Below are 26,325 nucleotides of genomic sequence, written 5' to 3'. Positions count from 1 at the left end.
AGAATTTCTCTAAAAGCTAAAAACTAAAAGCGAAAACAATGAAACTTTGGGATAAAGGATTTTCAATTGATAAAAAAATAGAACTTTTCACGGTTGGAAATGATCGAGAAATTGATATGCACATTGCAAAATATGATGTCATTGCATCATTGGCGCATGCTAAAATGCTGCATTCCATTAGATTGATTTCGGAAAAGGAATGGAAAGAGTTGGAAATTGGTTTGCAAAATATTGCCAATGATATTGAAAATGGAACATTTATCATTGAAGATTCTTTTGAAGATGTACACTCTAAAATTGAGTGGGAATTGACTCAAAAATTTGGGGAAGTTGGTAAGAAAATTCACACTGCACGCTCCAGAAATGACCAAGTTTTGGTGGCTTTGCAATTGTATTATAAAGAAAATTTAAGCGATGTAAACCAAAAAGTAAAAACCCTTTTTGACACACTTTTACACTTGGCAGAAACACACAAAAACCAACTCTTACCTGGCTATACACATTTGCAAGTGGCTATGCCATCTTCTTTTGGATTGTGGTTTTCAGCCTATGCAGAATTGCTCATTGATGATGTTTACTTGTTAAATGCCGTTTCAAAAATTGTGGATCAAAATCCTTTGGGTTCTGCTGCAGGTTATGGAAGTTCATTTCCTATTGACAGAGAATTCACGACTAAAGAAATGAATTTCAGTACGTTAAAATTCAATGTAGTGGCTGCACAAATGAGCAGAGGAAAAAGTGAGCGTTCCATTGCAGCTGCTTTGGGTGGTTTGTGCAATACATTAGCGCGTTTTTCCATGGATATTTGTTTGTATATGAGTCAGAATTTTGGTTTTATTTCTTTTCCAGACGAATTGACTACTGGAAGTAGTATTATGCCACATAAAAAAAATCCTGATGTGTTTGAATTGATTCGTGGAAAATGCAATAAAATTCAGGCTTTGCAAACAGAAATGATATTGATTACCAATAATTTACCTTCTGGTTATCACCGAGATTTTCAGTTATTGAAAGAAAATATGATCAATGCTTTTGAAGATGTAAAAAACATTTTAGACATTTTCAACTTTGCCATTCAGCAAATTATGGTGAAAGAAATTGATTTGAATGATGAAAAATACCACTATTTATTTACCGTTGATAGCATCAATAATCTAGTGACTGAAGGCATGAGTTTTAGAGAAGCGTATCAGAAAATTGGTGGTGAAGTGCAATCAGGAACTTACAAAGCAACGTTGGGCAAAAACCATACGCACATGGGAAGTATTCACAATTTGGGCTTGGAAGAAATTCGGAAAAAGTTTCCTAGAGATTAGAAAACCCGCTTAAAAATTGCACGTATAAAATTGGCAGGAGGCATTTTCAACATGATGGATAAATCTTCTGTAAAGGTCGTTTCTTCGTCTAAAAATTTTAAAATCTTTTCTACAGAAGTCCTTTTGAACAATTGTCCAAAAAGTGTTGCACCCAAATAATTTTTTTCGTGCAAAATATCCAATAATAATAAGTCATAAAACCAAAATTTATTGACTTTATGAAACGTTTGCAAAGGTTTTCCTTCTTTTAAATGGGCTATTAACTGAATGGTTTTTTTTGTGGTGTTTTTAAACGTAAACCCTGTACTTGCTTTTGACCAACCTCCAGCAGTACCAATATGAATGATATTTTCAGAATTCTGTTTCCAAAAATGATAACAAGTCATTGGAATGGAACCTTTTTCTTTTTCGGTAATGGTGTAGTTGGTGATGTTTTTTTCTTTCAGATAGGTTTCGATTTCAGCTTCGTATTCGGAAATGGGCAACAATTTTTCTGAAAACAAGGTATATTCAAAAAGCGCTTCGTTTTTGCTAAAAGGCAACACATACATAAATCGAGTATTTCCTTTTTGTGGAATTTTAAAATCCATAAAAGTGGCTTTTTCATCATCAAAAGACTCACTTTCGGTTTTGATAAAAAATCCTACAAAATGCTGTTGCAATACTGGATATTCAGTCTGTGTCTTATACTCATCAGAAAAAAGTACGCTGTTGATTACCGTTTTTGAATGAAACGTTGATTTAGAAGTAACCACTTTTGCTGAATTTTCTTCTTGATGAATACTCAAAACAGCGGATTCAATAAAAGTAATATTGGTTTTATTCGCTAATTGTTTCCAAATTGTATCATAGAATTTTTCACTGCGTATCATTTTGTATTGATACGGAAAAATAGATTCTTCTAGCGAATGAATATGAGATTTGAATTGAATTTTTTTCCAAGATTTGACGAGAATATCATCCCATTCACCTTCTTTCTTTTCCCAAAAACACCAAGTACGATCGTTGATTGATTTTTTTTCTTGATCAATAATTAGGATTTTTTTATTGTCAAAAAAAGTGTCTTTTGACATTCTGTATGCCATCATTAACCCAGAAGCTCCTGCACCAACAAGTATGTAATCGTAATTATTTATCATATTTGTGTATGTACTTTTATTACAAATTTTTGACTTTTTTGATGCAATTCAATTTTCCAAATTAAACCTATTATAAAAATATAATTTTCAAATTTTAGAATTATAATTAATTATCATTTCATTTAGTTGTTTTCTATCAGGAATCCACATCCATAGTGCGAATAATCCAAATAAACAAATTAATATAGTTTCTCCAATTTTGTCGAAATTACTAATTGGCAATCTCAACCAAATGAATGTTAAGAAAGTTAAAACAAAAACGATTTTAATACCAAAAATTAATTCAAAAGAAAATTCAATAAAATTTAAATAAAATAATATGATGAATAATGGATGTAAAATTGTGTAAATTATTAAAAGTATTCGAACTATTTTCAATTCTGAAAGTAGTTTTTCATAAATATAAAATTTCATTTAATTCTATTTTTTTCAATTTTATTTCAAGAAAAGCTCTTTTTGATAAAGAGAACTTTTTGTAAAAATTATTTTTTCAAGAATACTATTTCTTGCTTAAGTTTAGGTAATTCTCTGATGATAATTGTCCAAATTACTTCATCTGAAATAGTATCATATTCATGTGCAATTCGATTTCTTGTACCAATAATCTGTTTTGCATTTTGAATGATGATTTCGCTGTTTTTATAATTTGAAATTCTATTGACGGCTTCTCCAATAATTTCAAGATTTCGCTCTACTGCTTTTTTTGTTTTTAAATCTTTTTGAAATTCTGAAAAATCTCTTTTTTCAGGGAGAAAATCAAAGATTTCATCAATAGATCTAGAAATATCTTCAAGCCAAGCGTATAATTTATTGTCCATAAATCAAAACTTTTGACTCTTCTACTTCCTTTTTAAAAAAGGAGTTTTTAATACCTCTTTCTTCAATCAAATCAATGGGTCGTTTCAAAATTTTCTCTAGATTTTCTTTCAAATCAAAGTATAAATCTGTATACTTTATAGGATCTTTTTCATAAAAATCAACGACAAAATCAATATCCGAATTTTCGTTAAAATCATTTCTTAAAACCGAACCAAAAACAAAAAATCTTTTCACACGATAAGTATCGCAGAGATTTTTTATAGCATAAAGATTTTTTTTTGAGATTTGCATAATTGTTTTATTAACAAAAAGTATCGTGTTAAAGACTATAAATACTCTTTAAAATATTTTAACGGAACAAACAACATCCCAAAACATTGGCTTTCTTCTTTTCCCATGTTTTTATGATGCACTTTGTGTCCTTTTCTCAATGCTTTCAAATACCAATTATTGGTGTTTTTAAACCATTTAAAACGTTGATGAATCAACACATCGTGGATTAGGAAATAGGCTAAACCATATAATAAAATTCCTAAACCAATGAATATCAAGAAGGTATACTGAGTATTTGAACCGAAAATAAACAATAACATACTTGGAATTGCAAAAATAACAAAGAACAAATCGTTTTTTTCAAACACATTTGGATACCCTGGCTGATGGTGATCTTCGTGTAAAAACCACCCAAAACCGTGCATTACGTATTTGTGTGTACACCAAGTAACGCCTTCCATTGTTATAAAAACACCAAGAGTAATAAGTGCGTACAACATTAGATAATATTTAATTTATACTTTACGTAACTTCTAGCTAAAAGGTTTATTTTCATAGGATTAGAAATACGAATTCTGGTATCCATAATTTTTTCAGAAGGAACTGTTTTCAATTTTTTCAACAATCTTCTGTAATATCTGTATGCCATATACACTCCAAATTTCGCTTCTACAGGCAATTTCAAAATGCCATTTGTGTAAGCATACTCAAAATCGGCTTCAATTTCGTCAATAATCAATTGTTTGGAGGCAGCATCTAACTTTCCTAAATCGATATTTGGAAAATACGAACGATTCAACAACTCAAAATCATCTTTCAAATCACGTAAAAAATTCACTTTTTGAAATGCGGAACCCAAACGCATGGCAGCATCTTTCAACTCTAAATATTGTTTATCATCACCATTGACAAAGACTTTTAAGCACATGAGACCAACAACATCAGCCGAACCAAAAATATATTCGTCATATTCTTCTTTCGTTTTGTAATCGGTTTTGTGCAAATCAGCTTTCATACTTTTCAAAAAAGCTTGCACCATTTCGTCTGGAATGTTGTACTTATTGACCGTTTGTTGAAAAGAATGTAAAATAGGATTCAGACTGATTTTATTTTTTGTAGCGAAATAATAATCATTCTCAAAATGCGACATCAATTGCTCTTTATCAAAATCATGAAACGTATCTACAATCTCGTCTGCAAAGCGAACAAAACCATAAATATTGTAAATATCAGCTCTGATTTTTGGAGACAACATATTGACGGCCATAGAAAAGGAGGTACTATATTTTTTAGTAACCAATTTACTACAATCATTTGAAACATTGTCGAACAAATCTTTCATACTATATTATTGTTGGTTTTTTACGATTAAATCTGATGCAATTTTACCAGAAATCAATGCTGGAGGTACACCTGGCCCTGGCACCGTCAATTGTCCTGTAAAATACAAATTATTCACTTTTTTACTTTTTATTTTAGGTCTCAAAAATGCTGTTTGAAACAACGTGTTTGCCAATCCGTATGCATTTCCTTTGTATGAATTGTATTCTTCAACAAAATCATTCACGCAAAAAGATTTTTTAAATATAATATTTTTTTGCACATCTTGGTTGGTTAATTTCTCCAAACGTGTAATTATTTTTTGAAAATACAATTCTCTCAATTCCTCTGTATCTTCCAATCCTGGTGCTAAAGGTATTAAAAATGTGGCAGCTTCGCAATCTTCAGGAGCAAAAGAATCGTCTGTAATACTTGAAAAACTCGCATAGAATAAGGGATTGTCAGGCCATTTTGGAGTGTCGTAAATGTCTTTTGCATGCACATCAAAATCACTATCAAAAAACAATGTATGATGACAAACGTTTTCTAATTTCTTATCAAAACCAACATAAAATAACAAAGATGAAGGCGCAAAAGTCTTTTTTGACCAATAATTTTCTGAATATTGACGCAAATTTTCGTTCAATAAAGTCTCTGTATGATGATAATCTGCTCCACTCAACACCAAATCTGCTTCCAATTTTTCCCCATTTACTTTCAAACCTGTAATGTTGTTTGAAGCATCTGTCATGATTTTTTCAACATTGGCATTGGTTCTAAATTCAACACCCAAACTTTCTGCCAAAGCCACCATTCCTTCTACCACTTTATACATTCCTCCTATTGGATGCCATGTTCCTAGACCAAAATCAGCATAATTCATAAAATTGTAAAATGCAGGTGTGTTGCTTGGTTTTGCTCCTAAAAACAACACAGGAAACTCTAAAATCTGAATTAACTTGTTGCTTTTGATATTTTTTCGAACTTCTTTTCTGATGGTAGAAACAAATTGATTCAGCTTTGTTACTGTTTTTGGAGTCACCAACTCTAAAGGAGAAATTCCTGGTTTGTACACCAAATCTTTGATGGCAATATCATAATTTGATTTTGCAGACCCTAAAAATGATTTCAAATGTGCAGCACTTCCTTTTTCTTCCTTTTCAAAAGTTTCGTAAATATTGCTTAAACTTCCATCTATAATGATAGAATCTTGCTCTCCAAAATAAACTTGATATGCAGGATCTAATTTGTGTAACAGATAAAAATCGGAAGGTTTCTTACCAAAATCCGCAAAAAAGCGTTCAAAAACATCTGGCATCCAATACCAAGTTGGGCCAATATCAAAGGTAAAACCATCTTTTTTATACTGTCTTGCTCTTCCTCCTAAAGTGGCATTTTTTTCTAAAACAACCACTTCAAATCCTTCTTTGGATAGATAACAAGAAGCTGCCAAAGCAGAAAAACCAGAACCTATTATGTATATTCTTTTTTTCATGTGTGTATTTGTTTAACAAATGTAACCATTAATTAAACGATTTAGTGATGGTTGTAGAATTTTATAAGACTTTTAACAAATCTGCAATGGTATCAAACAACTGGATATTGGTGTTCAAATTCAAGTGTTTTATTTTTTGAACTTTTCGTCCTGTAGCAATGAATTTATTCTTAGTATCAGCCATAACTTGATCAATTTCATTAAAATACTCCTCTATTTTATCATCATAAGGTTGAATCGTTAACGAAGTGATAAACGTAATTTCTCGGTCACTTTCTAAAAAGTAATTCAAATTGTTCAATGGCAAACTTTGTCCTAAATAAATAGTTTGAAAACCTCTCAACACCAACTCATAGTTCAGATATAACAATCCCAATTCATGTATTTCATTTTCAGGTAAAAACAATACAAATGTTTTGTTGCTATTGGTAATATTGTATTGCAATTTCTCCGTATTTGCCAATATTTTTTGAGCAATCAAGTTGGAAATAAAATGTTCATGAGCAGGCAACAAAGTATCTGTATGCCACAACATCCCAATTTGTTCTAAAAACGGAATGAACACGTCTTTAAAAATCTCTCTGAATGTTTTTTTATGTAATAAGGTATTGTATGTATTGTTAAACAATATCTTATCAAACTGATACATAGAGAGTTTGAAAGAATTGATAGCCTCATCATTGATGGCATTGCTAAAAGCCAATTCTCTAGATTTTAACAGAATTTCCTCATTGGACATGGCTGCAATTTTCGAAATTTTGAAATTATTATTATTGAGTAAAACAATGTTTAATAATTTCGTCAAACTTTCTGGAGAGTAATATCTGATATTGGTATCTGTTCTATTGGGTTGCAATAAATTGTACCTTTTTTCCCAAATTCGGATGGTATGTGCTTTGATTCCAGAAATGTTTTCCAAATCTCTTATCGTGAAATCTTGCTTAATATTGTTCAATGTATTTCATTTTGAAGTGAACAAAGTTAGACATTTTTTTCAATTAGAAAATAGTTAAAAATAAATCTGTAACATTTTCTAATTTTGCGCTACTAATACTCAAAACTAACTGATTAGAGTGCAAAAAGATTTAGAAGCTGAATTTTTATCAGATTTTGAACAAAATCAAAATATTGCTCATAAAATCTGTAGAATGTACACTACAGACAAAGAAGCACATAATGATTTGTTTCAAGAAATCACTATCCAACTTTGGAAAAATTATTCCAAGTTTCGTGGCGATGCTAAATTTAGCACTTGGATGTATAGAGTGGCGTTGAATACCGCAATTTCGTTGTATAGAAAATCAACTAGAACTATTAAAACAGATGATTTTAGCGATGTGGCATTCAAAATTTCATCAACAGAATATGATGATACTGAAGAAAAACAACTAGAAGCTTTGTACAAAGCCATTCATCATTTGAATGATATTGATAAAGCATTGATTTTTTTGTATTTAGAAGATAAAAATTTCAATGAAATTGCAGAAACATTGGGAATTTCAAACGTAAATGCTAGAGTGAAAATGAACAGAGCAAAGGAAAAATTAAAAAGTATTTTAAACCCATAAAGATGGATTTATTAGATAAATATAAAGAAACTTGGACTAAACAGGTAGAAATGCCTTGTAAATTTTCTACATTAGAAATTTACAAAATGGCGCATGCCAAATCTTCTTCCATCGTAAAATGGATTTTTGTAATTGGAATTTTGGAGTTTGTTTTTATGAACTCGCTATATTTCTTTATGGACATGGATGAGGCCTACAAACAATATGAAGAATTGGGTTTAGAGAGCTTTGTGTTGTACTCTCAAATTCTAGCATATTCGATTTTGTTTTATTTTTTAGCACAATTCTATCTCAATTACATTCGCATTTCTTCTACAGATTCTACCAAACAATTGATGAATAAAATCATAAAAACACGTAAAACAGTACGTAATTATGTGTTTTTCAATTTGGGTTATTTAGGTTTGACAATGATTGTGGTTACCATTGCATCCATCAATATCAATATTGACCACTTGAACAACAAACAAATTGTGATGGTTGTCTTTATCATGATGATTGCCACTGTCATTATACTCGGACTTTTCTGGCTGTTTTATCAACTATTGTATGGAATTCTTCTGAAAAAACTCAATAGAAATTACAAAGAATTGGCGAGATTGGAAAAGGAATTAAACGAAACTAACCTTTAAAATTTCTCAATATTTGCAGTAATTTTTCATGCATTTCATTGGTGTAATCCAAGTGCGTGACAATGCGTATTTTGCCTTCGCCCATTGGCGTTAACAAGATATGTTCAGCTTTCATTTTCTCAATAAAAGTAGCATCACCTATCGTTTTGTCTACGTAAAAAATCACAATATTGGTTTCAATAGGCTCTACTTTTGTGATGAAGGAAAGCGTTTCCAAAACCACCCCAATTTCTTTCGCTTTTTGATGATCTTCTGCCAATCTTTCCACATGATGATCCAACGCATAGTCACAAGCAGCAGCTAAAAAACCTACTTGTCTCATGCCGCCTCCAAACAATTTTCGAATGCGCAACGCTTTTTCCATATGTTGTTTGGAACCCAATAAAATAGAACCTATTGGCGCACCCAACCCTTTGGAAAAGCAAATAGAAATGGTATCAAATAAGTGCCCATATTGTTGGGGTGTTTCGTTTTTGGCAACCAATGCATTGAACAATCGTGCACCATCCAAATGAAAAGCCAAGTTCTTTTCTCTGGTTATTTTTTCTATTTTCTCCAATTCAGCAAAATCCCAACACGCTCCTCCTCCTTTATTGGTAGTGTTTTCAATACACACCAATTTCGAATAGGGTAAATAGATTTCAGGATTTCCAGCTGCAACTTCTTCCAATTGTGCTGCTGTAAACATCCCTCTTTTTCCGTCAATCAATTTACAGGTGACTCCCGAGTGAAATGCGGCTCCTCCACTTTCATAATTGTACACATGTGCATATTTGTCACAAAACAATAAATCCCCAGGTTGGGTATGTATTTTAATGGCAGCTTGATTTGCCATAGTTCCTGAGGGGAAAAATAAGGCTGCCTCCATGCCAAATAATTGCGCTGCTTTTTCTTGCAATGCATTGACTGTTGGGTCCATTTTAAAGACGTCATCTCCCACTTTTGCGTGCATCATGGCGTCCAACATTGCTGGAGTTGGTTTGGTTACGGTATCAGAAATTAAATCAATAATCATTCTTTCAAGTATTTTTAATGAGAGGTTCCTATAGGTGAACCATCTGGAATTTTGGGTGCTGCTGATTTTTTGAAACTCGTTGGGTTTTTCTCAAAATTACTCAATTGTTCTATCATAGCTTTGTCAAACATTTTTTGAATTCCTGTTGATTTTGCTTCTTTTAGATAGGATTTTATTTCATTCAATGTAAAATCAACCATCGCATTGACTTGCGGATATTGATTTTTATGGCTTGACAAATAAAACAATTGCTCTAACACTTTAGCATTGATGATGTTTTGCAATTCTTGATAATAAGGGTCTTTGTGCGTTTTTTTGATAGAATTCGCCAACAATTCCTCTAACAATTCATCAAAACCCAATTGGGAATCGTCCAAACTTTTGTGAGCAATCAACCTAGAAACTCTTTGCGAATGCAACAACATTTCTAAGGTCATTTCTGCACTCGTTTCCACTGCCGAAAAAGGGTCAAAAGCCACGCCTAATTTGCTATTGAACGATTCTCTTGTTCTGTCATAGCCATACGCTCTGGGTGGAAAAAGCGAAAGTTTCTCTTTTGGAATCGCTATTTCTTCCACAGCCAATGTTTTTAAAATGGCTTGGAATGCATTACGTTCTTCTTTTCCTGCAATGCGCTTCACAATGGTTTGATTTCCTCCTTTTACTGCATAGGTGTAGTCCAAACCACCAATAATTTTGGCAGTAGCTTCTGTTTGATAGCGATGTAAAAAATACAAAGGCACAAATACATCTTCTAACACCGAATAAGGTTCACCTGTTTTGATATTGTCTTCTGAAAAAGCAGCAATGGCTTTTTTACGGATGTCTAATAAGTTGTATAAATCGTCATAAACGGTATTGCCATTGTCCCATAAATGGGCATAGGCACTGGCACTTCCTGTAGGTCTTGCATCTTGATCCGATAAATAACGTAATCCATTGGCAAAGGCTTTTTCTAAAATGTCATTCAGTGCTGTTTCTTCATTGACATCATCCGAAAAATCTTGATAGGAATACGCAACTGTCACTTTATCCCAAGCTCCTATTTTATCATCATAGGCTTGAGAAAAATCAATCTTACCGTCTTTCATCACCAACTTTGGGTGTGGATAATCCATCACAGAAGTTCTCCCAACAGTACTTGCGGCAAAATTGTGCGCAAATCCCAAGGTATGTCCAATTTCGTGTGCAGACAATTGTCTAATTCTAGCAATCGCTAGTTGCAATGCAAATTCATCCTCCACCGAATTATTTTTATAAGGCGCTTGCAAGGCTTGGGCAATTAAATAATCTTGACGAATGCGCAAACTTCCCAAACTTACATGTCCTTTGATAATTTCGCCCGTTCTTGGGTCAGAAATGTTTGCGCCATAACTCCAACCTCTGGTTGACCTGTGCACCCATTGCACTACATTGTAACGCACATCTAGCATGTCTGCCCCTTCTGGCAACATTTTAAATTGAAAAGCATCTTTGTATCCTGCAGCTTCAAAGGCTTGATTCCACCAACGACCACCTTCTAATAAGGCAGTTCTGACGGGCTCAGGAGTGCCTCTGTCTAAATAATATATTATCGGTTCAACAGCTTCTGAAATGGCAGCTTTCGGATTTTTCTTTTCCAATCGATGTCTGTAAATAAAGCGTTTGGTAATATTTTCATTTACGGGCGTTGCATAGTCCATATAAGTCATTTGCCATGAACCCGAACGTGGATCGTATGTTCTGGGTTTGTAGTTGTTGTCTGGCAATTCCACAAAAGAATGATGCTGATGCACAGTTACTGCACTGGCATCTGGAGTCACACTGCGAATGTTGTAGCCTTTGGGTGCGCCACTAAACGTCAACATCACATCAAATTCTACATTCTTAGGAAATGCTTTGGTGCGCTCTAGATAAAAAGCACTTTTACTTTTGTCCAAACTATAATTTCCTTGATTATTGTTTGCCAAAGTTGCTGCCACACCATGCGCATCTCGCATCAAAAAATCAGTGGCATCTACCAAATACACCCCTTTTTTTTCTTCTTTGATGACAAATCCATGCAACACCGATTTGGCAAAGGCTTCTTTTACGGATTCTTTTTCTTCTAAATTATCGGTAATGGCTCTGAAATTTTGATTGGGTTGAATCAATAACAACTTATTGCCTGCTTTTTTAAAAAAGACCACTACCCCATCCCCCAATTGCCCTCTATCCAACCCAATATCATTCGAACCAATTCCTTGCGAAAGGGCATTGATGTATAAAAATTCTTGGTCTAATTGGGCGATTTCTAGATATACTTTATCAGCAGTGTCATCATAATAAAAATTAAAATAGCCTTCAAACTTGGTGATTCCTTTCTGCAATTTATCCCCTGTTTTCTCCTGAAAAAACTGAGAAAATAACGGCAAACTAACAAAAGCAATGGCGATAAAAATGAGTCTTTTTTGCATCGGATATAAATTTTGATAAAACTACAAATAACTCGCCTTGTTTTCAAGTTGAATTCTTAAAAATTCATTTATTTTTGCAGTACTTATGATTACACTAGAACACTTAAAGGATATTACTGTCAGAATCGAAAAGCTACATTCGTATTTAGAAATCGATAAAAAGCTGATTCAGATAGCCAATGAAGAAGAAAAAACAGCCAATCCTGACTTTTGGAATCAACCAAAAGAGGCAGAAGTCATTCTCAGAGAATTGCGTTTTAAGAAAAAATGGGTGGCTGACTACCAAGAAGTAAAAGCCTTGAATGAAGATTTAAACGTGTTGTTCGAATTTTATAAAGAAGGGGAAGTAGATGAAACGGAATTGGAGGAGCAATTTGACAAAACCATCTCGTTTTTAGAGGATATTGAGTTCAAAAATATGCTGTCGGAAGAAGGAGATTCTCTGTCCGCAGTAATCCAAATTACAGCAGGTGCAGGAGGCACAGAAAGTTGCGATTGGACAGAAATGTTATTCCGAATGTACACCATGTGGGCAGAAAAACAAGGTTTCAAACTTAAAACGCTCAATTATCAAGCGGGAGATGCAGCCGGAATCAAAACGGTCACTGTGGAAATTGAAGGCGATTATGCCTTTGGGTGGCTGAAAGGTGAAAATGGGGTGCACAGATTGGTGCGCATTTCTCCTTTTGATAGCAATGCCAAGCGTCACACGAGTTTTTCGTCTGTGTATGTGTATCCTGTGGCTGATGATTCTATAGAAATTGAGATCAATCCTGCTGATATTGAGATTACTACGGCTCGTTCAAGTGGTGCTGGAGGTCAAAACGTCAACAAAGTGGAAACCAAAGTGCAATTGACGCACAAACCAACAGGCATCCAAATTCAGTGTTCCAATTCGCGTTCACAACATGATAACAGAGCCACTGCGTTGCAAATGTTGAAATCGCAGTTGTATGAAATTGAACTGAAAAAACAACAAGCTGCCCGTGACGATATTGAAGCCAACAAGATGAAAAACGAATGGGGAAGTCAAATCCGTAATTATGTGATGCATCCGTATAAGTTGGTAAAAGATGTTCGTACTGCCCACGAAACTGGCAATGTAGATGCTGTTATGGATGGGAATATTGGCGAATTCCTAAAAGCGTTTTTGATGTTGAATGGGCAGAAGGAGTAGATTTTCGGTGAATGAGATAAACCATATAGAAAACATAGGTTTATTTTTTTAGTCGTTTCACTCAGTTTCAGAACGTCATAGCTATGTGAAACCCAACACTTGGACTATGGTTCCCTTTTTTCTATGTTTCTTTGTGGTTATATTATATTTGTCATCTATAAATCCCGATAGCGGATTTGATATCCGTACCAATACTAAATATCAAATACTAAATTAATTACATTCACAATGATTCTGTGATACAAAAAAGAGATACTGAAAGAAGATTATTATTTTAGCTTTGCAAAAAATAGTTTTGTGGCCATGGATTGCAAATCCGCTATCGGAGTTTAAACTCATGGTCATGTACCTAAAGGCACAACAAAAAAATGCAAATTCTATTTGCTACCAAGATAATGTCCCTAAAGAAACGAATTAAAATAAAAACCAATGATTAAATTCTTTCGAAAAATCCGTCAAAAATTGATTGAACAAAGCAGAGTTCGCAGTTATTTTTTATATGCTTTTGGCGAAATTGTACTGGTTGTTATAGGTATTCTAATTGCGTTGCAAATCAATAATTGGAATGAAATCAGAAAAGACAAACAAAAAGAAACGATATATCTTTCCAATTTAGAAAGAGATTTGGAAAATCAAATAATAGCAATAAACAACCAAATTGACTCTGAAAATGTATATATCCATGAGTCTGGAAGTATTATAGAACAATTTATTTCCAATTCACTTTCTGAATTAGAGATTTCTTTTTATCAAAACTTATCAAACTTGCACTCACGTAAAACGTTTGTAATTACAGATCCTACGTATACAGATTTAATCTCTTCTGGAAACATCAATTTAATTAAAAATCAAAAGTTCAAAGACCATCTCATTAAGTATTATCAAGAATTAAAAAGAATAGAAAAGGTAATTCAAAATAATAATACCCTACTTGTTGACCAACAATTTGGGGTTAAATTTCTTAAATTAGGGTATTATTATAATAATTTAGAATTAGACTCTATGAAATATATTCCAAAAACAACTACATTTCAATTAACCACCATATATCATAAAGAACTTTCCGAAATTTCAAAAGATTTGCTACAAAAATCAGAAAACAAGTTAGAGTTAATGAATATTGTGAACATGCGCCATACAATTAGTTTAGGACATTTAGGTTTAATGATAGAAAGTAAAAAAACAACAGAAAAAATTCTAGAAGAAATAAAAAGGAATACCAATAATTAATTTTTTTAAAAGAAACACTGATAGCGTGGATTTGCAATCCGTGCCAATCCTAAATATCAAACCATAAATTAATTACATTCACAATGATTCTGTGATACAAAAAAGAGATACTGAAAGAAAGCTTTTAATTTGTAGGTGAGTCAAAAATACTTTAAGCACAATAAGCATTATAGAAAAAACGGTATTAGCTTTCTAAAAATGGCTGAATACAACTCGATATAGATAGGATAAAACGTCCCGTAATTAAAGTAACTTGACAAACATAAAAGAAACAACATTTGCTAACAAAGAGCCGAGTAAAAAACTACCTTTTTCTTCCAGTTGCCAAAGAAATCACCGAAAATTACCGTTTGTTTTGAGGGTGTTGGATGGTTAAGGGATTCTATTTAAAAAATGACACGCAGTTACCCCATCAATCATTTGGAGCATCCTTCTTCATTTTCCCAAAAAGACGGTTGATTTTACCGTAGATAAATTGATTAGTTTTCACGTAGTTCAAGGCAGTAACGCAAACCACCAACCAAAACAACAAGGCTCCAAAAACAGCTTCCCAAGGTTGCAAGGTTTTTCCAATCAACCTGTTCAGTCCAAATCCTGTGATACTTCCGTAGATAATGATAAAATGGATTACGTAAATGGAAAGGGTTTTTTGCCCAATTTTTAAGATCAATGAATGTTTTAAATAGTCTTCAAGTGTATAAAAAAGTGCAAATAGAATAAACACATCTCCCAATCTTTTGAATAAGTAATTATACCCTGCGCTTAATTTGATTACTTCTATATCAGTAATTCTATTGATAAAATATAAAAAGGACGTAGAATAGTTAATCAATAAAAATCCTGTGATGAATAATCCAATGATAATTGTTTTTTTAAAGGTATTGCGCTCTAAATATCGGTAAAAAATGGTGGCTAAAAATCCCCCAAAAGCTACATACCCAAACCAAGGCAATATGGTAAAAACGGATTTGTTTGTTTTTGTCATGTAATTGGCAATTGCGATGGGTACATTATGGATTTCTAAATTTCGATACCAAGGTTCTGTGATGAAAATAACAATCCCGAGGATGAATAAAAGGGCAGAAAATACCAAGGTTTTTTTGAAAGTAATGACATACAGCAACACAATCATAATCAATGACAATCCAATACATTGCAGCACATCCACTGCCAACCAAGCAGTACCAACATCACCATAAAACATTTGAAACAACGGAATTCTGAGAAAATATCCAATGCCAATCAGCATAAAACCTCTGATAATTCCTTTTTTGATACGAAAATTCAATTCGCCTTTTTGCTTGGCTTTGATCAATAAATAAGTAAATATCAGTCCCGAAATGGTAAAAAATGTGGGGGCTGTGATTCCTCTAAAATACGACCAAATTCTATATGCGAGGTAATCGTCACTTCGATATTGAGGGTCTAAAAGGGTATCTACAAAATGCCCTTGCAACATCATTAAAATGGCAATTGCACGAACAATATCAATAAAATACAACCTTGTTTGTTTCAAAATTTATTCAATTGGTAATTGCGAAAGTAAGAGATATTTTTCAAAAAATAACAATCTTAAGACATGTTTTCACGCAAAATCACCTCAAACTTATTTTTTAATTAGGTTGTTTGAATGATTTTTTTTCGATATTTTTATATCCAATTGTCAATCAACCAACTAAAAAACGATGTTGTAAAGCACTAGTACTGTAAACAATTCGTTTTGAAAGATATTTACATACAAACAGGCGATTACGAAAATGATATCTTGGAAACCTATTTTAAAAAAAGTCTTTTTTCCAGTTACGTTGTTGACTGTTGCCAGTATTTTGTGTTTGATTGTATTGGTTGAAGCGATTTATAAAAACTTTTTTGCTCCTGATTTATTTAGCGGAATTTATCTTTCTATTGCAGCTCCAATTACGATGGCAGTTTGGTTTTTTTATTTGATAGACAGGATTTTGCTTCGGAAATTTTCGTACAAAATCATTGCGTTTTCAGAAATTGGAATTGCGCTGCTCCTATTATTGATGTTTTCATATCAAAACTCGAAAACAACGATTCGTTTTGACACAGACAATTCCTTTGTTTTAGTGTTGTTTGACAATCCAAATGCATCCTCAGCACCATTTGAAAGGAGGGGAATTTTTGATAAAGAACTTTTTATTCGCGATACAAACATCATTCATATACACCCTAATCTAGCATTCAAAAAAGGCTTAAAAATAGAAAATCCCAAAGATTGGACACAAACCACCACAGACCAAAGTAGTGTTTTGATGGATGGAAAAAAAGCAAACTATCTCTTTGTTACAAACAGCGAACTTCCTAAAAGTTACTTGATGAACAATCAAAAATATATTGATAGTTTACTTCAGATAACTACTATAAAATAAACAATATCAATAATTTAAATAAAAAATAATAACTATTCGTATTGAGCCATTTCATCATCATAAAACTGAGAAGCTTGCTCAATCAAGGATGATAATTCATTGGCAATATCTTCTTCGTTTTCTCCTGATAAATCTTCAAACCATTCTATTTCGTCATCTTTTAGATTGATCACAAAACGAGGAAATTCGGTATGTAACACAAAAATATCTTCTGGAAATTGGCTATTGTCCGCCAATAAAAATTTAGGTAAGTTCATTTTTCTTTGCTATAAGTTTTAAAGTTAAGGAATTAAATCTGATAAATAATAAAATAGAAGCGGTTGTCAATCCTGCCAACAATCCTAGCCAAATTCCAAAACTGCCTAAAACTGCCTCTTTTCCCAAAAAGTACGAAATGGGAAAACCAACAATCCAGTAAGAAATAAAAGTGATTAAAGTAGGTATTTTCACGTCTTGCAATCCACGCAAAGCACCTAAAATCATTACTTGCGCACTATCAGAAATTTGGAAAACAGCAGCAACCAACAAGAGTTTTGAGGCAATGATGACCACTTCCATATTGTCTTGATAATTTACAGCATCGTTAAAATCAACATATATTTTTGGCAAACTTTCATGAAAAATGAAGAAGAAAATGGCAAAAATACTTGCCATCATCAATCCTAAAAACAGAATAGAAAACGTGATTCTTCTGAGCTCTACATAGTTTTGCAAACCTTTTTGATTGCCCACACGAATCATGGCTGCCACACTAAACCCAATAGCTACCATAAATGTCATGGAAGCTAAATTCAGCGCAATTTGGTTGGCTGCTTGTGGATTTTTTCCCAACAAACCACTCAACCACACTGCAGATGTAAAAACAGCAACTTCAAAAAACATTTGCATGGCTGTTAATGAACCCAAATTGATAATCTTTTTGAACATGGCACTTTCTACCACAAATAGTTTGATGGATTTCAAGTATTTACGAGAGCGTTTATTTTTTCGTAAAATGTACCATAAATAAACAACCATCACAATTCTTGAAATCAAGGTGCCATAAGCAGCACCCACAATGCCCATTTCAGGAAAACCGAATTTCCCGAAGATAAGTACGTAATTGAAAAATACGTTCACAATATTTGCCCATAAAGTGGCATACATGGGGTATTTTGTCAAAGCCAATCCATCACTAAATTGTTTGATTCCTTGAAAAATAATTAAAGGAATTAGTGAAACAGCCACCAAATCCAAATAAGGTAACGCGAGTTCAACTACTTCTTGGGGTTGTTCCATGTGATACAAAATAGGTTTGAAAAGAAACAAAACCAAAAACAACAAAATTCCCAAAACAGTGCACAAAATCAGTCCATGTTTGTAGGAAGATTTTACCAACGAAGTGTTTTCAGCAGCATCAGCTTCCGCTACTAAAGGTGTGATGGCTGTTGAAAATCCAATGCCAATAGACATGGCAACAAACATAAAACTATTGCCCAATGAAACCGCAGCCAATTCAGCTGTACCCAATTGTCCCACCATTATATTATCAACAAAACCCACAAAAGTATGACCCAACATCCCTAAAATTACGGGTGCTGCTAAATACCAATTTTTCTTAAATTCCCTAGTATATTGTTGAATGTTCAAAGCGATAAATTTGAACTTGCGAAGATACACATTCTTCATAAATTAAAAAGATGCACATCTTATCATACTTTTAACCAAAATATAGATAAATTTAAGTATTTTTGGGGCTTCAAAAATTTAAAAAACCAATGGCAACAATTACATTAAAAGGAAATCAAATAGAAACTATAGGTAATTTACCAAAAATAGGAAGCAAAGCTCCTCACTTTTCTTTAATTGCAGGAGATTTATCACACAAAACGTTGGCAGATTATGCTGGTAAAAAAGTGATATTGAATATTTTTCCAAGTATTGATACAAGCACTTGTGCCACCTCAGTAAGAACTTTTAATAAATCTGCTGCTTCTCTAGAAAATGCAGTAGTGATTTGCGTTTCAAGAGATTTGCCTTTTGCTCAAACTCGTTTTTGTGGTGCAGAAGGAATAGAAAATGTACACGTTTTATCAGATTTTGCTACGGGTGATTTTGGAAAAGATTACGGATTAGAAATTACAACTGGCCCTTTATCACATTTGCATTCAAGAGCAGTTGTTTTGATTGACGAACAAGGAAATATTGCATACACTGAACAAGTTTCAGATATTGTTGATGAACCAAATTACGAGGCCGCTCTTAAAGCTATTTAAAGAATGATTGATCCAAATGATAGTTTTTTGGTGGGAAGACTTAAAAGTATAAAGTATGCTTTGAGAGGTACTTGGATTTTAATTACCACAGAAGATAGTGTAAAAGTGCAACTATCTTTTGGTGTTTTAGTAACAATAATGGGGTTCTATTTTGGCATTTCATCAACAGAATGGATGATGCAAACATTGGTTCTTGGACTGGTTTTAGTTGCTGAATCTGCCAATACTGCTATTGAAAAAATAGCTGATTTTGTAAATCCTGAATACCATAAACAAATAGAAGTTATCAAAGACGTTGCTGCTGGTGCACCAAGTTTTGCAGCTTTCGCAGCAATTGTTATTTGCGGAATTATTTACGTTCCTAGAATTATTGCTTTATTGTAAGCAACTAGTTACCTTATTTATTAGATTAACTTTCAATGGCTAAAGAAAAAACAAGTACACAAAAAACAACTGCATCCACTGAAAAACAATCAGTTTTTGCATTTTTAAAATCAAGGCAAACTAAAACATTGGTTGCTATTTTTTTTATTTTGTTTGCTGTTTTTTTAATTGCTTCTTTCATTTCTTTCTTTTTTCATTGGCAAGAAGATCAAAGTACATTGCAGCAGTTTTTCAATAGAGAAGTCATTGCCAAAAACTTATTGGGAAAAGTAGGTGCAAACCTGAGTCACTTTTTCGTTTACCAAGGTTTTGGGGTTGCTTCCTTTATCATCACCTATAAATTATTGTTTACAGGCTATACCATCCTATTGAAAAAACCTTTCTCAAAACTCATTATTTCATGGAATTGGGGATTGATTTCCATGATTTGGATTTCAGTATCATTGGGTTTTTTGCCTGATGATTTTGCCATTTTATCAGGAGTTGTTGGTATCGAAATCAATGAGTATTTGCAAACTTTCATCGGAAATACAGGATTAATCATTGCGCTTATTTTTCTTTTTATCAGCTATTTGATTGTGCGTTATAAAGTGACTTTTGATGATTATATCGAAAATTTAAAAAGAAAACGCGAAGAACAAAAACTGAAAAAAGAGGCTGCTCTTGAAAAACAAGCTTTTGAAGCGTCTTTGGAAGAGCCTATCAAAGAAGAAGCTCCTGTTTCCAATACCATCATTTTTGACAAAAAAGAGAAATCTACTTTTGAGCGTCCTTTGGAAAATTTAAAACCTACCATTGCTAGTTTTTCTGATTTTTCGAAAAAGAATCTTGAAAATATTCCTGTCAACTTAGATGAAGAAGAGGATGAAATGATGGAGCCTTCCTTAATTTCAAGTGATGTAGCCATTGATATTGAAAAAGTGGAAGAAGAAGAACAAGAAGCTGAAAATTTATCTGACAGACTTTTAAAAGATTTTGGGGAATTTGATCCAACCTTAGAATTGTCAAATTTTCGTTTTCCAACCTTCAATTTGCTGAAACAATATAATGAAAGCATTTCTATTGACCCTGATGAATTAGAAGCAAACAAAAACAATATTGTTGATACGCTGAAAAATTATGGCATTGGTATTTCCGAAATCAAAGCGACTGTAGGGCCAACCATTACCTTATATGAAATTGTACCTGATGCAGGAATTCGGATTTCAAAAATCAAAAATTTAGAGGATGACATTGCGCTTTCATTGGCTGCTTTAGGTATTCGTATTATTGCGCCTATTCCCGGAAAAGGGACCATTGGTATTGAAGTACCCAACAAAAGACCTACTACAGTTTCTATGTATTCTGCAATTTCTTCTAAGAAGTTCCAAGAATCACAAATGGAATTGCCAATCGCTTTGGGAAAAACAATTTCCAACGAAACCTTTGTGGTGGATTTGGCAAAAATGCCTCACTTGTTGATGGCAGGTGCCACTGGTCAAGGAAAATCGGTAGGATTGAATGCTGTTTTAACATCGCTTTTGTATAAAAAACATCCTGCTGAAGTAAAATTTGTTTTGGTTGACCCAAAGAAAGTGGAATTGACCTTATTCAATAAAATAGAGCGTCATTATTTGGCAAAATTACCAGATACTGAGGAAGCCATTATCACAGATACACATAAGGTAATCAACACCTTGAACTCTTTGTGTATTGAAATGGACAATCGTTATGATTTGTTGAAAGCAGCTATGGTTCGCAATATCAAGGAATATAATGAGAAGTTCAAAAAGCGTAAATTGAATCCGAACGAAGGACATCAATTTTTGCCTTATATTGTCTTGGTCATTGATGAGTTTGCAGATTTGATCATGACAGCTGGAAAAGAAGTAGAAACTCCCATTGCACGTTTGGCACAATTGGCAAGAGCTATTGGAATTCACTTGATTGTTGCCACACAAAGACCCTCAGTAAACGTAATTACAGGGATTATCAAAGCGAACTTTCCATCGAGAATTGCTTTTAGAGTAACTTCCAAAATAGATTCAAGAACCATTTTAGATGCGCCAGGTGCAGACCAATTGATTGGACGTGGAGATATGTTGTATTCTGCTGGAAATGAATTGATTCGAATTCAATGTGCTTTTGTTGATACACCCGAAGTTGAAAAAATCACAGACTACATTGGTTCGCAAAAAGCCTATCCACAAGCCTATCAATTGCCCGAATTTGTTGGCGAAGAAGGTGGCACAACTCTTGATAATAACATAGAAGATCGCGATAAATTATTCCGAGAAGCTGCAGAAATTATTGTAACAGCACAACAAGGCTCAGCTTCCCTATTGCAAAGAAAATTAAAATTAGGATATAATAGAGCTGGAAGATTGATTGACCAATTGGAGGCTGCTGGGATAGTAGGTCCTTTTGAAGGCAGCAAAGCAAGACAAGTATTGATCACCGACTTTACAAGTTTAGAACAATTATTAGAAAATGAAAGAAATGAATAGTAGGATGAAAATAGGGATGCTTTGCATCTTTTTAATGATAGGAAATAGTGTGTTTTCTCAAAATTCAAAAGAAGCAAAATCTTTGTTGGACGAAGTTTCTGCAAAAATGACAGCTTACAAAAACATGTTTATTGACTTTAGCCAAACATTGGTTAACGAAGACGCAGGCATAAAATACGGGGACGAACCACCCATCAGAGGTGAAATTGTGATTGCTGGCGAAAAATACCAATTGGAATATCTTGGCAATACATTTTTATATGATGGTAAAAAATTGCATGTCATCAATCACGATGAAAAAGAAATTGCCATCACCAAAGGAGATTTAGATGCTGATGACGGATTTATTTATCCCTCAAAATTGTTTACGTTTTACAAAGAAGGATATCAGTTTAAAATGGGCAAATTGCAGAATATCAATGGACGAAATATTCAGTTTGTAACCCTTTTTCCTATGGATAGCTCCTCAGAAATTGTAAAAGTAGAATTGGGAATTGATGCCAAAACAAAACATATTTACAATTTGATTCAGACAGGGTCTAATGGTTCTAAAACAACATTTACCATTACCAAATTCAAGAGTAATGAAACATTGTCTGACACCTATTTTACCTTTGACAAACAAAAGTTTTTAGCAAAAAAATATCGAATTGATTAGTTATTTTCAATTAACAATTAATTTATAGCATTCCACCAAAAAAGAAGCTATTTTTGTTTTCCATGAAAATCCTAGACAGATACATCCTTAAAAGTTTTTTAGTTCCTTTTATAGCGACGTTTCTCATTGTGCTTTTCGTTTTGGTGATGCAATTGTTGTGGCAAGCTTTCGAAAACATTGCAGGAAAAGGCGTGAGTATTGGCTTTATCTTAAAGTTTTTATATTACACTACTTTGATGATTATTCCGCAGGCATTGCCCATTGGAGTCCTCCTCTCCTCTATCATGGCCATGGGAAATTTAGGCGAAAACTATGAATTTGCCGCAGCAAAATCCGCAGGTGTTTCTTTACAACGATTGATAAGACCCATTGCAATCCTCGCTATTCTATTAAGTATTGCCAATTTCTTTTTCTTGAACAATGTATTTCCGTATGCAAAAATGAAGCAAGCGAATTTATACATCAACATCAAAAAGAAAAAACCAGCCATGTCTTTGATTCCCGGAAGTTTCAATGCTGATATTCCTGGTTTTCAAATTAAATTTGATGAAAAATATGGCGAAGAAGAAAACCTGTTGAAGAATGTATTGATTTATGATTTGAGAGGTGGAAGAGGCAATCAAAAAGTAATCACTGCCGAGAGAGGAAAAGTAGTTTCCGAGGAAGGAAGTAGATACATTACCATGATATTAAACAATGGTAACTTTTATGAAGAACATGTAAAATCAGCGAGAACTCCTGCTAAAAGATCAAAAATGGCTGCTTCTAGTGCTACGTTTGATGAATATGAATTCAATATTGATGTGGGTGATGTTTTTGATGATGGCAAACTGGATTCTATCAATTCTACAGGAAGCCCCATGATGTATCGTTTGGAAGAGCTGAAAGACACTGTCCCAAAGTTGAAATTTACCTATGACGAAGACATGCAGCTAAGGGCAAATAATATTTTTGCTTCCATAGATGCAAAAGAATTGGTTCAAATTCCAGATTCTTTACTAAACAAAAAACTATCCAAAAACACCTTGGATAATTTTGAATTGGAGGAAAAAATCATGATTTTGAACGCCTCTGTTTCTAAAACAAACCGATTGTTGAGCACCATCACAAATAATACAGAAATCCTAAAATTCAAACGAAAAGTTTTAAATCTGTATGAAACAGAATATTACAACAGAGTTGCCTTGTCTTTATCCTGTGTTATTTTATTTTTTATAGGCGCTCCATTAGGTTCTATTGTAAGAAAAGGTGGTTTTGGTATGCCCATGATTTTGGCAATAGCCGTTTATGTAACCTATCATTTTTCCAATACTTTTGGAAAAGGGTTGGCAGAAAACAGTTCAGTAACGGCTTTTTTAGGCTCATGGATTTCAGGCATCATTATGATTCCCATCGCTATTCTGCTGACGTACAGAGCTACCAAAGACAAAGGTATTTTTAATATTGACACCTTCTTACAACCCATTACTGAATTTTTCAAAAAAATACTTCCCAAAAAAAGGCAACAATGACCTCAAAAATAGCAACCAAAAATAGCCAATTGCACCGTATTGAAGAAGCCATCAATGACATCAGAGATGGAAAAATCATTATTGTGGTAGATGATGAAAACCGAGAAAATGAAGGCGATTTTTTAGCAGCTGCTGAAAAAGTGACACCAGAAATGATCAACTTTATGGCGAAACATGGTCGTGGATTGATATGCACTCCACTTACTGAATCGCGTTGCAAAGAATTGGAATTGGGCATGATGGTCAATAACAACACTGACCCTATGGAAACTGCTTTTACCATTTCTGTAGATTTGCGTGGAAAAGGCGTTACTACTGGAATTTCTGCTGCGGATAGAGCTCTGACCATTCAAGCATTGATAGACAAAGACACCAAACCCTTTGACCTAGCAAGACCTGGACATATTTTTCCATTGAGAGCCAAAGAAGGTGGTGTGCTAAGAAGAACAGGACACACAGAAGCTGCTATTGATTTTGCACGTTTGGCTGGATTACAACCTGCTGGAGTAATTGTCGAAATTATGAACGAGGATGGCACTATGGCACGTTTGCCACAATTGCTGGAAGTTGCCAAAAAATTCGACATCAAAATTGTATCTATTGAAGATTTGGTGGCTTACAGAATGGAGCATGATTCATTGATAGAAAAGAAAGAAGACTTCGAAATTACCACTCGTTTTGGGAAATTTAGATTGCGAGCTTACGAACAAACCACCAATCACCAAATACATTTGGCATTGACTAAAGGTTCTTGGAATGCGGAGGAAGCTGTGTTGACCAGAATCAACTCTACCCTCGTAAACAATGATATTTTAGGAACGCTCACCAATGATGCTGATTCTAAATTAGACAAAATGTTTCAAGTGATTAATGATGCAGGAAAAGGCGCTATTTTGTTTATCAACCAACAAAACCAAAATACCAATTTGCTCAACAGATTGAGTATTTTAAAAGAAAACCAAGCCAAAGGTGAACACAAAGCACCTGCCATTTCTATGGATCAAAGAGATTTTGGTATTGGCGCACAAATACTGCACGACCTGAATATCAGCAAACTAAAACTCATTTCCAATTCACCACAAACCAAAAGAGTGGGTATGATAGGCTATGGATTGGAGATTGTGGAGTATGTGGGTTTTGGGGAATGATGAGTTGACGGTGTTCTAAAAATAATTCTTGCTTGGTGTTTGTAATTGTTAGCTTTCTTAGATTGAGTTACATGTAAGCTTAATGAAATATTGCAAAAAAAAATATTGAAAAATTGTTTGTTTTTTAACTCAGTTCTTTGTTGTAGGCAGTGTTTCTCATTGACTAGGGATTTCGCCTTTAATCCATTGTTCTTTCTGTTTATAGCCAGAACTGACAAAAAGAAAATTCTCTTTTTCAAAATCAACTAAACCTAATGCTATAACCATATATTTTTCTCCTTCTAAGTATTCCTCATCAGTATTTTTTGAGTCAACTTTATTTAAATAGCCAACAACTCTAATCTTATCTCCAATCACATTTTCTTCATTTTTGAACATTAAGACAGTCCATAAATAATTTCCTTCTCCTAACTCTAATTTGTAAAAAGGTGTATTATTTCTGCTATTTTTTATTTCAAGAATATTCGCGTCATATGCAATTATTCTATTCGTAAATTTTTTAATCTTATTAAATTTTGTTTGGTCAAAGTTTGTCGGAAAAGATTTTTCATTCACTTTATTAGTTTGTCCAAAAGACAATCCAATAGTGAAAGTATAAAATAGTAAAATCAAATTATTTTTCATTAGTGTTCTGTTTTTTACATTACCTACAACGGTCTCGGCTATGAGTAGTTGCGTGGGTTAGCACTTAATTTTGAAAGTACACACCAAGTTGGAAATTCCTGCGGAATTTCCAAAGTAGGCGAAAACAAGCAATTACTTATAGCCATTGTTGTGCTTTCGTTATTTTCCACTTCGGTTCAACTCCTCTTTGATTTTTTCCTGGACTATTTCATTCTCTCTTATTCCATTTCTATAATTTCGATTCATCCATTGATAAAACGAAATTGCTCGTTTCAGAGCTTCTTGGAAATATATATCATTCTGGACATCCGAAAGATTCACTGGTTCAGCTACTCTGTTATCGTTTGTTTCAAGAATCGTTTTTACATTTTTATATATCTCACTCATATGAAAATCTTTTATAGGCTCGTAGTCCATTCGTAAATCTTCAGTGACGTAGAAATACTT

Annotated in this window: 26 protein-coding genes; 12 read left to right on the top strand and 14 right to left on the bottom strand. The window is 33.5% G+C overall.

Annotated features, from left to right (window positions below):
• Positions 1-38: 38 nt before the first annotated feature.
• The gene (gene argH / locus IU405_RS08315) at positions 39-1,316 is read left to right on the top strand and encodes an argininosuccinate lyase (protein ID WP_197438150.1); all 1,278 of its coding nucleotides are present in this window, start codon (positions 39-41) and stop codon (positions 1,314-1,316) included.
• Here argH and IU405_RS08310 read toward each other — a convergent pair.
• From IU405_RS08310 to IU405_RS08280, 7 genes are all read right to left on the bottom strand, one after another.
• On the bottom strand, positions 1,313-2,455 hold the full coding sequence (locus tag IU405_RS08310; protein ID WP_197438149.1) for a lycopene cyclase family protein: 1,143 nt from the start codon (positions 2,453-2,455) through the stop codon (positions 1,313-1,315). The genes argH and IU405_RS08310 overlap by 4 nt on opposite strands.
• Positions 2,456-2,937: 482 nt before the next feature.
• A complete protein-coding gene (locus IU405_RS08305) occupies positions 2,938-3,273 on the bottom strand; it encodes a DUF86 domain-containing protein (RefSeq protein WP_197438148.1) in 336 nt (111 codons plus the stop codon).
• Positions 3,263-3,565, bottom strand: coding sequence for a nucleotidyltransferase family protein (locus IU405_RS08300; RefSeq protein ID WP_197438147.1), 303 nt, complete (start codon positions 3,563-3,565; stop codon positions 3,263-3,265). Before IU405_RS08300 ends, IU405_RS08305 begins: the two co-directional genes overlap by 11 nt.
• A 35-nt stretch (positions 3,566-3,600) precedes the next feature.
• Positions 3,601-4,047, bottom strand: coding sequence for a sterol desaturase family protein (locus tag IU405_RS08295; protein ID WP_197438146.1), 447 nt, complete (start codon positions 4,045-4,047; stop codon positions 3,601-3,603).
• A complete protein-coding gene (locus IU405_RS08290; protein WP_197438145.1) occupies positions 4,047-4,889 on the bottom strand; it encodes a phytoene/squalene synthase family protein in 843 nt (280 codons plus the stop codon). The genes IU405_RS08295 and IU405_RS08290 overlap by 1 nt, the downstream gene beginning before the upstream one ends.
• A gap of 6 nt (positions 4,890-4,895) precedes the next feature.
• On the bottom strand, positions 4,896-6,362 hold the full coding sequence (locus IU405_RS08285; protein WP_197438144.1) for a phytoene desaturase family protein: 1,467 nt from the start codon (positions 6,360-6,362) through the stop codon (positions 4,896-4,898).
• 61 nt (positions 6,363-6,423) lie between these two features.
• Complete coding sequence (locus tag IU405_RS08280; RefSeq protein ID WP_197438143.1) at positions 6,424-7,317, bottom strand: MerR family transcriptional regulator; 894 nt, start codon at positions 7,315-7,317, stop codon at positions 6,424-6,426.
• Positions 7,318-7,435: 118 nt separating this feature from the next.
• Here IU405_RS08280 and IU405_RS08275 point away from each other — a divergent pair, with 118 nt between their 5' ends.
• Positions 7,436-7,930, top strand: coding sequence for an RNA polymerase sigma factor (locus tag IU405_RS08275; RefSeq protein WP_197438142.1), 495 nt, complete (start codon positions 7,436-7,438; stop codon positions 7,928-7,930).
• Positions 7,931-7,932: 2 nt separating this feature from the next.
• A complete protein-coding gene (locus IU405_RS08270) occupies positions 7,933-8,562 on the top strand; it encodes a hypothetical protein (protein WP_197438141.1) in 630 nt (209 codons plus the stop codon).
• On the opposite strand, the gene IU405_RS08265 is transcribed toward IU405_RS08270, so the two are convergent.
• Together IU405_RS08265 and IU405_RS08260 are read right to left on the bottom strand one after the other, a co-directional pair.
• Positions 8,552-9,577, bottom strand: a complete 1,026-nt coding sequence (locus tag IU405_RS08265; RefSeq protein WP_197438140.1) for a threonine aldolase family protein — start codon at positions 9,575-9,577, stop codon at positions 8,552-8,554. The genes IU405_RS08270 and IU405_RS08265 overlap by 11 nt on opposite strands.
• Before the next feature lie 14 nt (positions 9,578-9,591).
• Positions 9,592-12,012: a zinc-dependent metalloprotease gene (locus tag IU405_RS08260; protein ID WP_197438139.1), complete on the bottom strand. Its 2,421-nt coding sequence runs from the start codon at positions 12,010-12,012 to the stop codon at positions 9,592-9,594.
• Between the two features lie 85 nt (positions 12,013-12,097).
• On the opposite strand from IU405_RS08260, the gene prfB reads away from it, so the two are divergent.
• Together prfB and IU405_RS08250 are read left to right on the top strand one after the other, a co-directional pair.
• Positions 12,098-13,189, top strand: a complete 1,092-nt coding sequence (prfB, locus tag IU405_RS08255) for a peptide chain release factor 2 (protein WP_197438138.1) — start codon at positions 12,098-12,100, stop codon at positions 13,187-13,189.
• A 429-nt stretch (positions 13,190-13,618) separates the two neighbouring features.
• Positions 13,619-14,419, top strand: coding sequence for a DUF6090 family protein (locus tag IU405_RS08250; protein ID WP_197438137.1), 801 nt, complete (start codon positions 13,619-13,621; stop codon positions 14,417-14,419).
• Positions 14,420-14,831: 412 nt separating this feature from the next.
• On the opposite strand, the gene IU405_RS08245 is transcribed toward IU405_RS08250, so the two are convergent.
• A complete protein-coding gene (locus IU405_RS08245) occupies positions 14,832-15,935 on the bottom strand; it encodes a heparan-alpha-glucosaminide N-acetyltransferase domain-containing protein (protein WP_197438136.1) in 1,104 nt (367 codons plus the stop codon).
• A 241-nt stretch (positions 15,936-16,176) separates the two neighbouring features.
• On the opposite strand from IU405_RS08245, the gene IU405_RS08240 reads away from it, so the two are divergent.
• Positions 16,177-16,812 (top strand): hypothetical protein, encoded by a 636-nt coding sequence (locus IU405_RS08240; protein ID WP_197438135.1) that lies wholly within the window; start codon positions 16,177-16,179, stop codon positions 16,810-16,812.
• A gap of 32 nt (positions 16,813-16,844) precedes the next feature.
• Here IU405_RS08240 and IU405_RS08235 read toward each other — a convergent pair whose 3' ends face one another.
• Both IU405_RS08235 and IU405_RS08230 read right to left on the bottom strand, forming a co-directional pair.
• Positions 16,845-17,069, bottom strand: coding sequence for a hypothetical protein (locus tag IU405_RS08235; RefSeq protein WP_197438134.1), 225 nt, complete (start codon positions 17,067-17,069; stop codon positions 16,845-16,847).
• On the bottom strand, positions 17,056-18,480 hold the full coding sequence (locus IU405_RS08230) for an MATE family efflux transporter (RefSeq protein WP_410896746.1): 1,425 nt from the start codon (positions 18,478-18,480) through the stop codon (positions 17,056-17,058). The genes IU405_RS08235 and IU405_RS08230 overlap by 14 nt, the downstream gene beginning before the upstream one ends.
• Positions 18,481-18,569: 89 nt before the next feature.
• Here IU405_RS08230 and tpx point away from each other — a divergent pair, with 89 nt between their 5' ends.
• The 6 genes from tpx (at position 18,570) to ribB (ending at position 25,254) form a co-directional block, all read left to right on the top strand.
• A complete protein-coding gene (tpx, locus tag IU405_RS08225; protein WP_197438132.1) occupies positions 18,570-19,067 on the top strand; it encodes a thiol peroxidase in 498 nt (165 codons plus the stop codon).
• 3 nt (positions 19,068-19,070) lie between these two features.
• Positions 19,071-19,451, top strand: coding sequence for a diacylglycerol kinase family protein (locus IU405_RS08220; RefSeq protein ID WP_197438131.1), 381 nt, complete (start codon positions 19,071-19,073; stop codon positions 19,449-19,451).
• 35 nt (positions 19,452-19,486) lie between these two features.
• Complete coding sequence (locus IU405_RS08215) at positions 19,487-21,937, top strand: FtsK/SpoIIIE family DNA translocase (protein ID WP_197438130.1); 2,451 nt, start codon at positions 19,487-19,489, stop codon at positions 21,935-21,937.
• Positions 21,930-22,595 carry a LolA family protein gene (locus IU405_RS08210; protein WP_231749626.1) on the top strand — a complete coding sequence of 222 codons (666 nt, stop codon included), beginning with the start codon at positions 21,930-21,932 and terminating at the stop codon, positions 22,593-22,595. The genes IU405_RS08215 and IU405_RS08210 overlap by 8 nt, the downstream gene beginning before the upstream one ends.
• Positions 22,596-22,657: 62 nt before the next feature.
• Complete coding sequence (locus tag IU405_RS08205) at positions 22,658-24,106, top strand: LptF/LptG family permease (protein ID WP_197438128.1); 1,449 nt, start codon at positions 22,658-22,660, stop codon at positions 24,104-24,106.
• Positions 24,103-25,254 (top strand): 3,4-dihydroxy-2-butanone-4-phosphate synthase, encoded by a 1,152-nt coding sequence (gene ribB, locus IU405_RS08200; RefSeq protein ID WP_197438127.1) that lies wholly within the window; start codon positions 24,103-24,105, stop codon positions 25,252-25,254. The genes IU405_RS08205 and ribB overlap by 4 nt, the downstream gene beginning before the upstream one ends.
• A 156-nt stretch (positions 25,255-25,410) precedes the next feature.
• Here the strand turns inward: ribB and IU405_RS08195 are convergent, their stop codons facing one another.
• Positions 25,411-25,878: a hypothetical protein gene (locus IU405_RS08195; protein WP_197438126.1), complete on the bottom strand. Its 468-nt coding sequence runs from the start codon at positions 25,876-25,878 to the stop codon at positions 25,411-25,413.
• A gap of 159 nt (positions 25,879-26,037) precedes the next feature.
• Positions 26,038-26,325 (bottom strand): hypothetical protein (locus IU405_RS08190; RefSeq protein ID WP_231749624.1); only part of this gene is annotated, 288 nt, incomplete at its 5' end.

Origin of the sequence: Polaribacter sp. BAL334 (assembly GCF_015767435.1) — a bacterium.
Taxonomy (GTDB): domain Bacteria; phylum Bacteroidota; class Bacteroidia; order Flavobacteriales; family Flavobacteriaceae; genus Polaribacter.
The sequence above is the reverse complement of the archived record's forward strand: the minus strand, read 5'-3'. Positions and strand labels throughout refer to the sequence as shown.

Bases quoted from the DNA above. Each gene is read 5' to 3' on its own strand.
- argH (WP_197438150.1), top strand. From the start codon at position 39: ATGAAACTTTGGGATAAAGGATTTTCAATTGATAAAAAAATAGAACTT.
- IU405_RS08310 (WP_197438149.1), bottom strand. From the start codon at position 2,455: ATGATAAATAATTACGATTACATACTTGTTGGTGCAGGAGCTTCTGGG.
- IU405_RS08305 (WP_197438148.1), bottom strand. From the start codon at position 3,273: ATGGACAATAAATTATACGCTTGGCTTGAAGATATTTCTAGATCTATT.
- IU405_RS08300 (WP_197438147.1), bottom strand. From the start codon at position 3,565: ATGCAAATCTCAAAAAAAAATCTTTATGCTATAAAAAATCTCTGCGAT.
- IU405_RS08295 (WP_197438146.1), bottom strand. From the start codon at position 4,047: ATGTTGTACGCACTTATTACTCTTGGTGTTTTTATAACAATGGAAGGC.
- IU405_RS08290 (WP_197438145.1), bottom strand. From the start codon at position 4,889: ATGAAAGATTTGTTCGACAATGTTTCAAATGATTGTAGTAAATTGGTT.
- IU405_RS08285 (WP_197438144.1), bottom strand. From the start codon at position 6,362: ATGAAAAAAAGAATATACATAATAGGTTCTGGTTTTTCTGCTTTGGCA.
- IU405_RS08270 (WP_197438141.1), top strand. From the start codon at position 7,933: ATGGATTTATTAGATAAATATAAAGAAACTTGGACTAAACAGGTAGAA.
- IU405_RS08265 (WP_197438140.1), bottom strand. From the start codon at position 9,577: ATGATTATTGATTTAATTTCTGATACCGTAACCAAACCAACTCCAGCA.
- IU405_RS08260 (WP_197438139.1), bottom strand. From the start codon at position 12,012: ATGCAAAAAAGACTCATTTTTATCGCCATTGCTTTTGTTAGTTTGCCG.
- prfB (WP_197438138.1), top strand. From the start codon at position 12,098: ATGATTACACTAGAACACTTAAAGGATATTACTGTCAGAATCGAAAAG.
- IU405_RS08250 (WP_197438137.1), top strand. From the start codon at position 13,619: ATGATTAAATTCTTTCGAAAAATCCGTCAAAAATTGATTGAACAAAGC.
- IU405_RS08240 (WP_197438135.1), top strand. From the start codon at position 16,177: ATGATATCTTGGAAACCTATTTTAAAAAAAGTCTTTTTTCCAGTTACG.
- IU405_RS08235 (WP_197438134.1), bottom strand. From the start codon at position 17,069: ATGAACTTACCTAAATTTTTATTGGCGGACAATAGCCAATTTCCAGAA.
- IU405_RS08230 (WP_410896746.1), bottom strand. From the start codon at position 18,480: ATGAAGAATGTGTATCTTCGCAAGTTCAAATTTATCGCTTTGAACATT.
- tpx (WP_197438132.1), top strand. From the start codon at position 18,570: ATGGCAACAATTACATTAAAAGGAAATCAAATAGAAACTATAGGTAAT.
- IU405_RS08220 (WP_197438131.1), top strand. From the start codon at position 19,071: ATGATTGATCCAAATGATAGTTTTTTGGTGGGAAGACTTAAAAGTATA.
- IU405_RS08215 (WP_197438130.1), top strand. From the start codon at position 19,487: ATGGCTAAAGAAAAAACAAGTACACAAAAAACAACTGCATCCACTGAA.
- IU405_RS08210 (WP_231749626.1), top strand. From the start codon at position 21,930: ATGAATAGTAGGATGAAAATAGGGATGCTTTGCATCTTTTTAATGATA.
- IU405_RS08205 (WP_197438128.1), top strand. From the start codon at position 22,658: ATGAAAATCCTAGACAGATACATCCTTAAAAGTTTTTTAGTTCCTTTT.
- ribB (WP_197438127.1), top strand. From the start codon at position 24,103: ATGACCTCAAAAATAGCAACCAAAAATAGCCAATTGCACCGTATTGAA.
- IU405_RS08195 (WP_197438126.1), bottom strand. From the start codon at position 25,878: ATGAAAAATAATTTGATTTTACTATTTTATACTTTCACTATTGGATTG.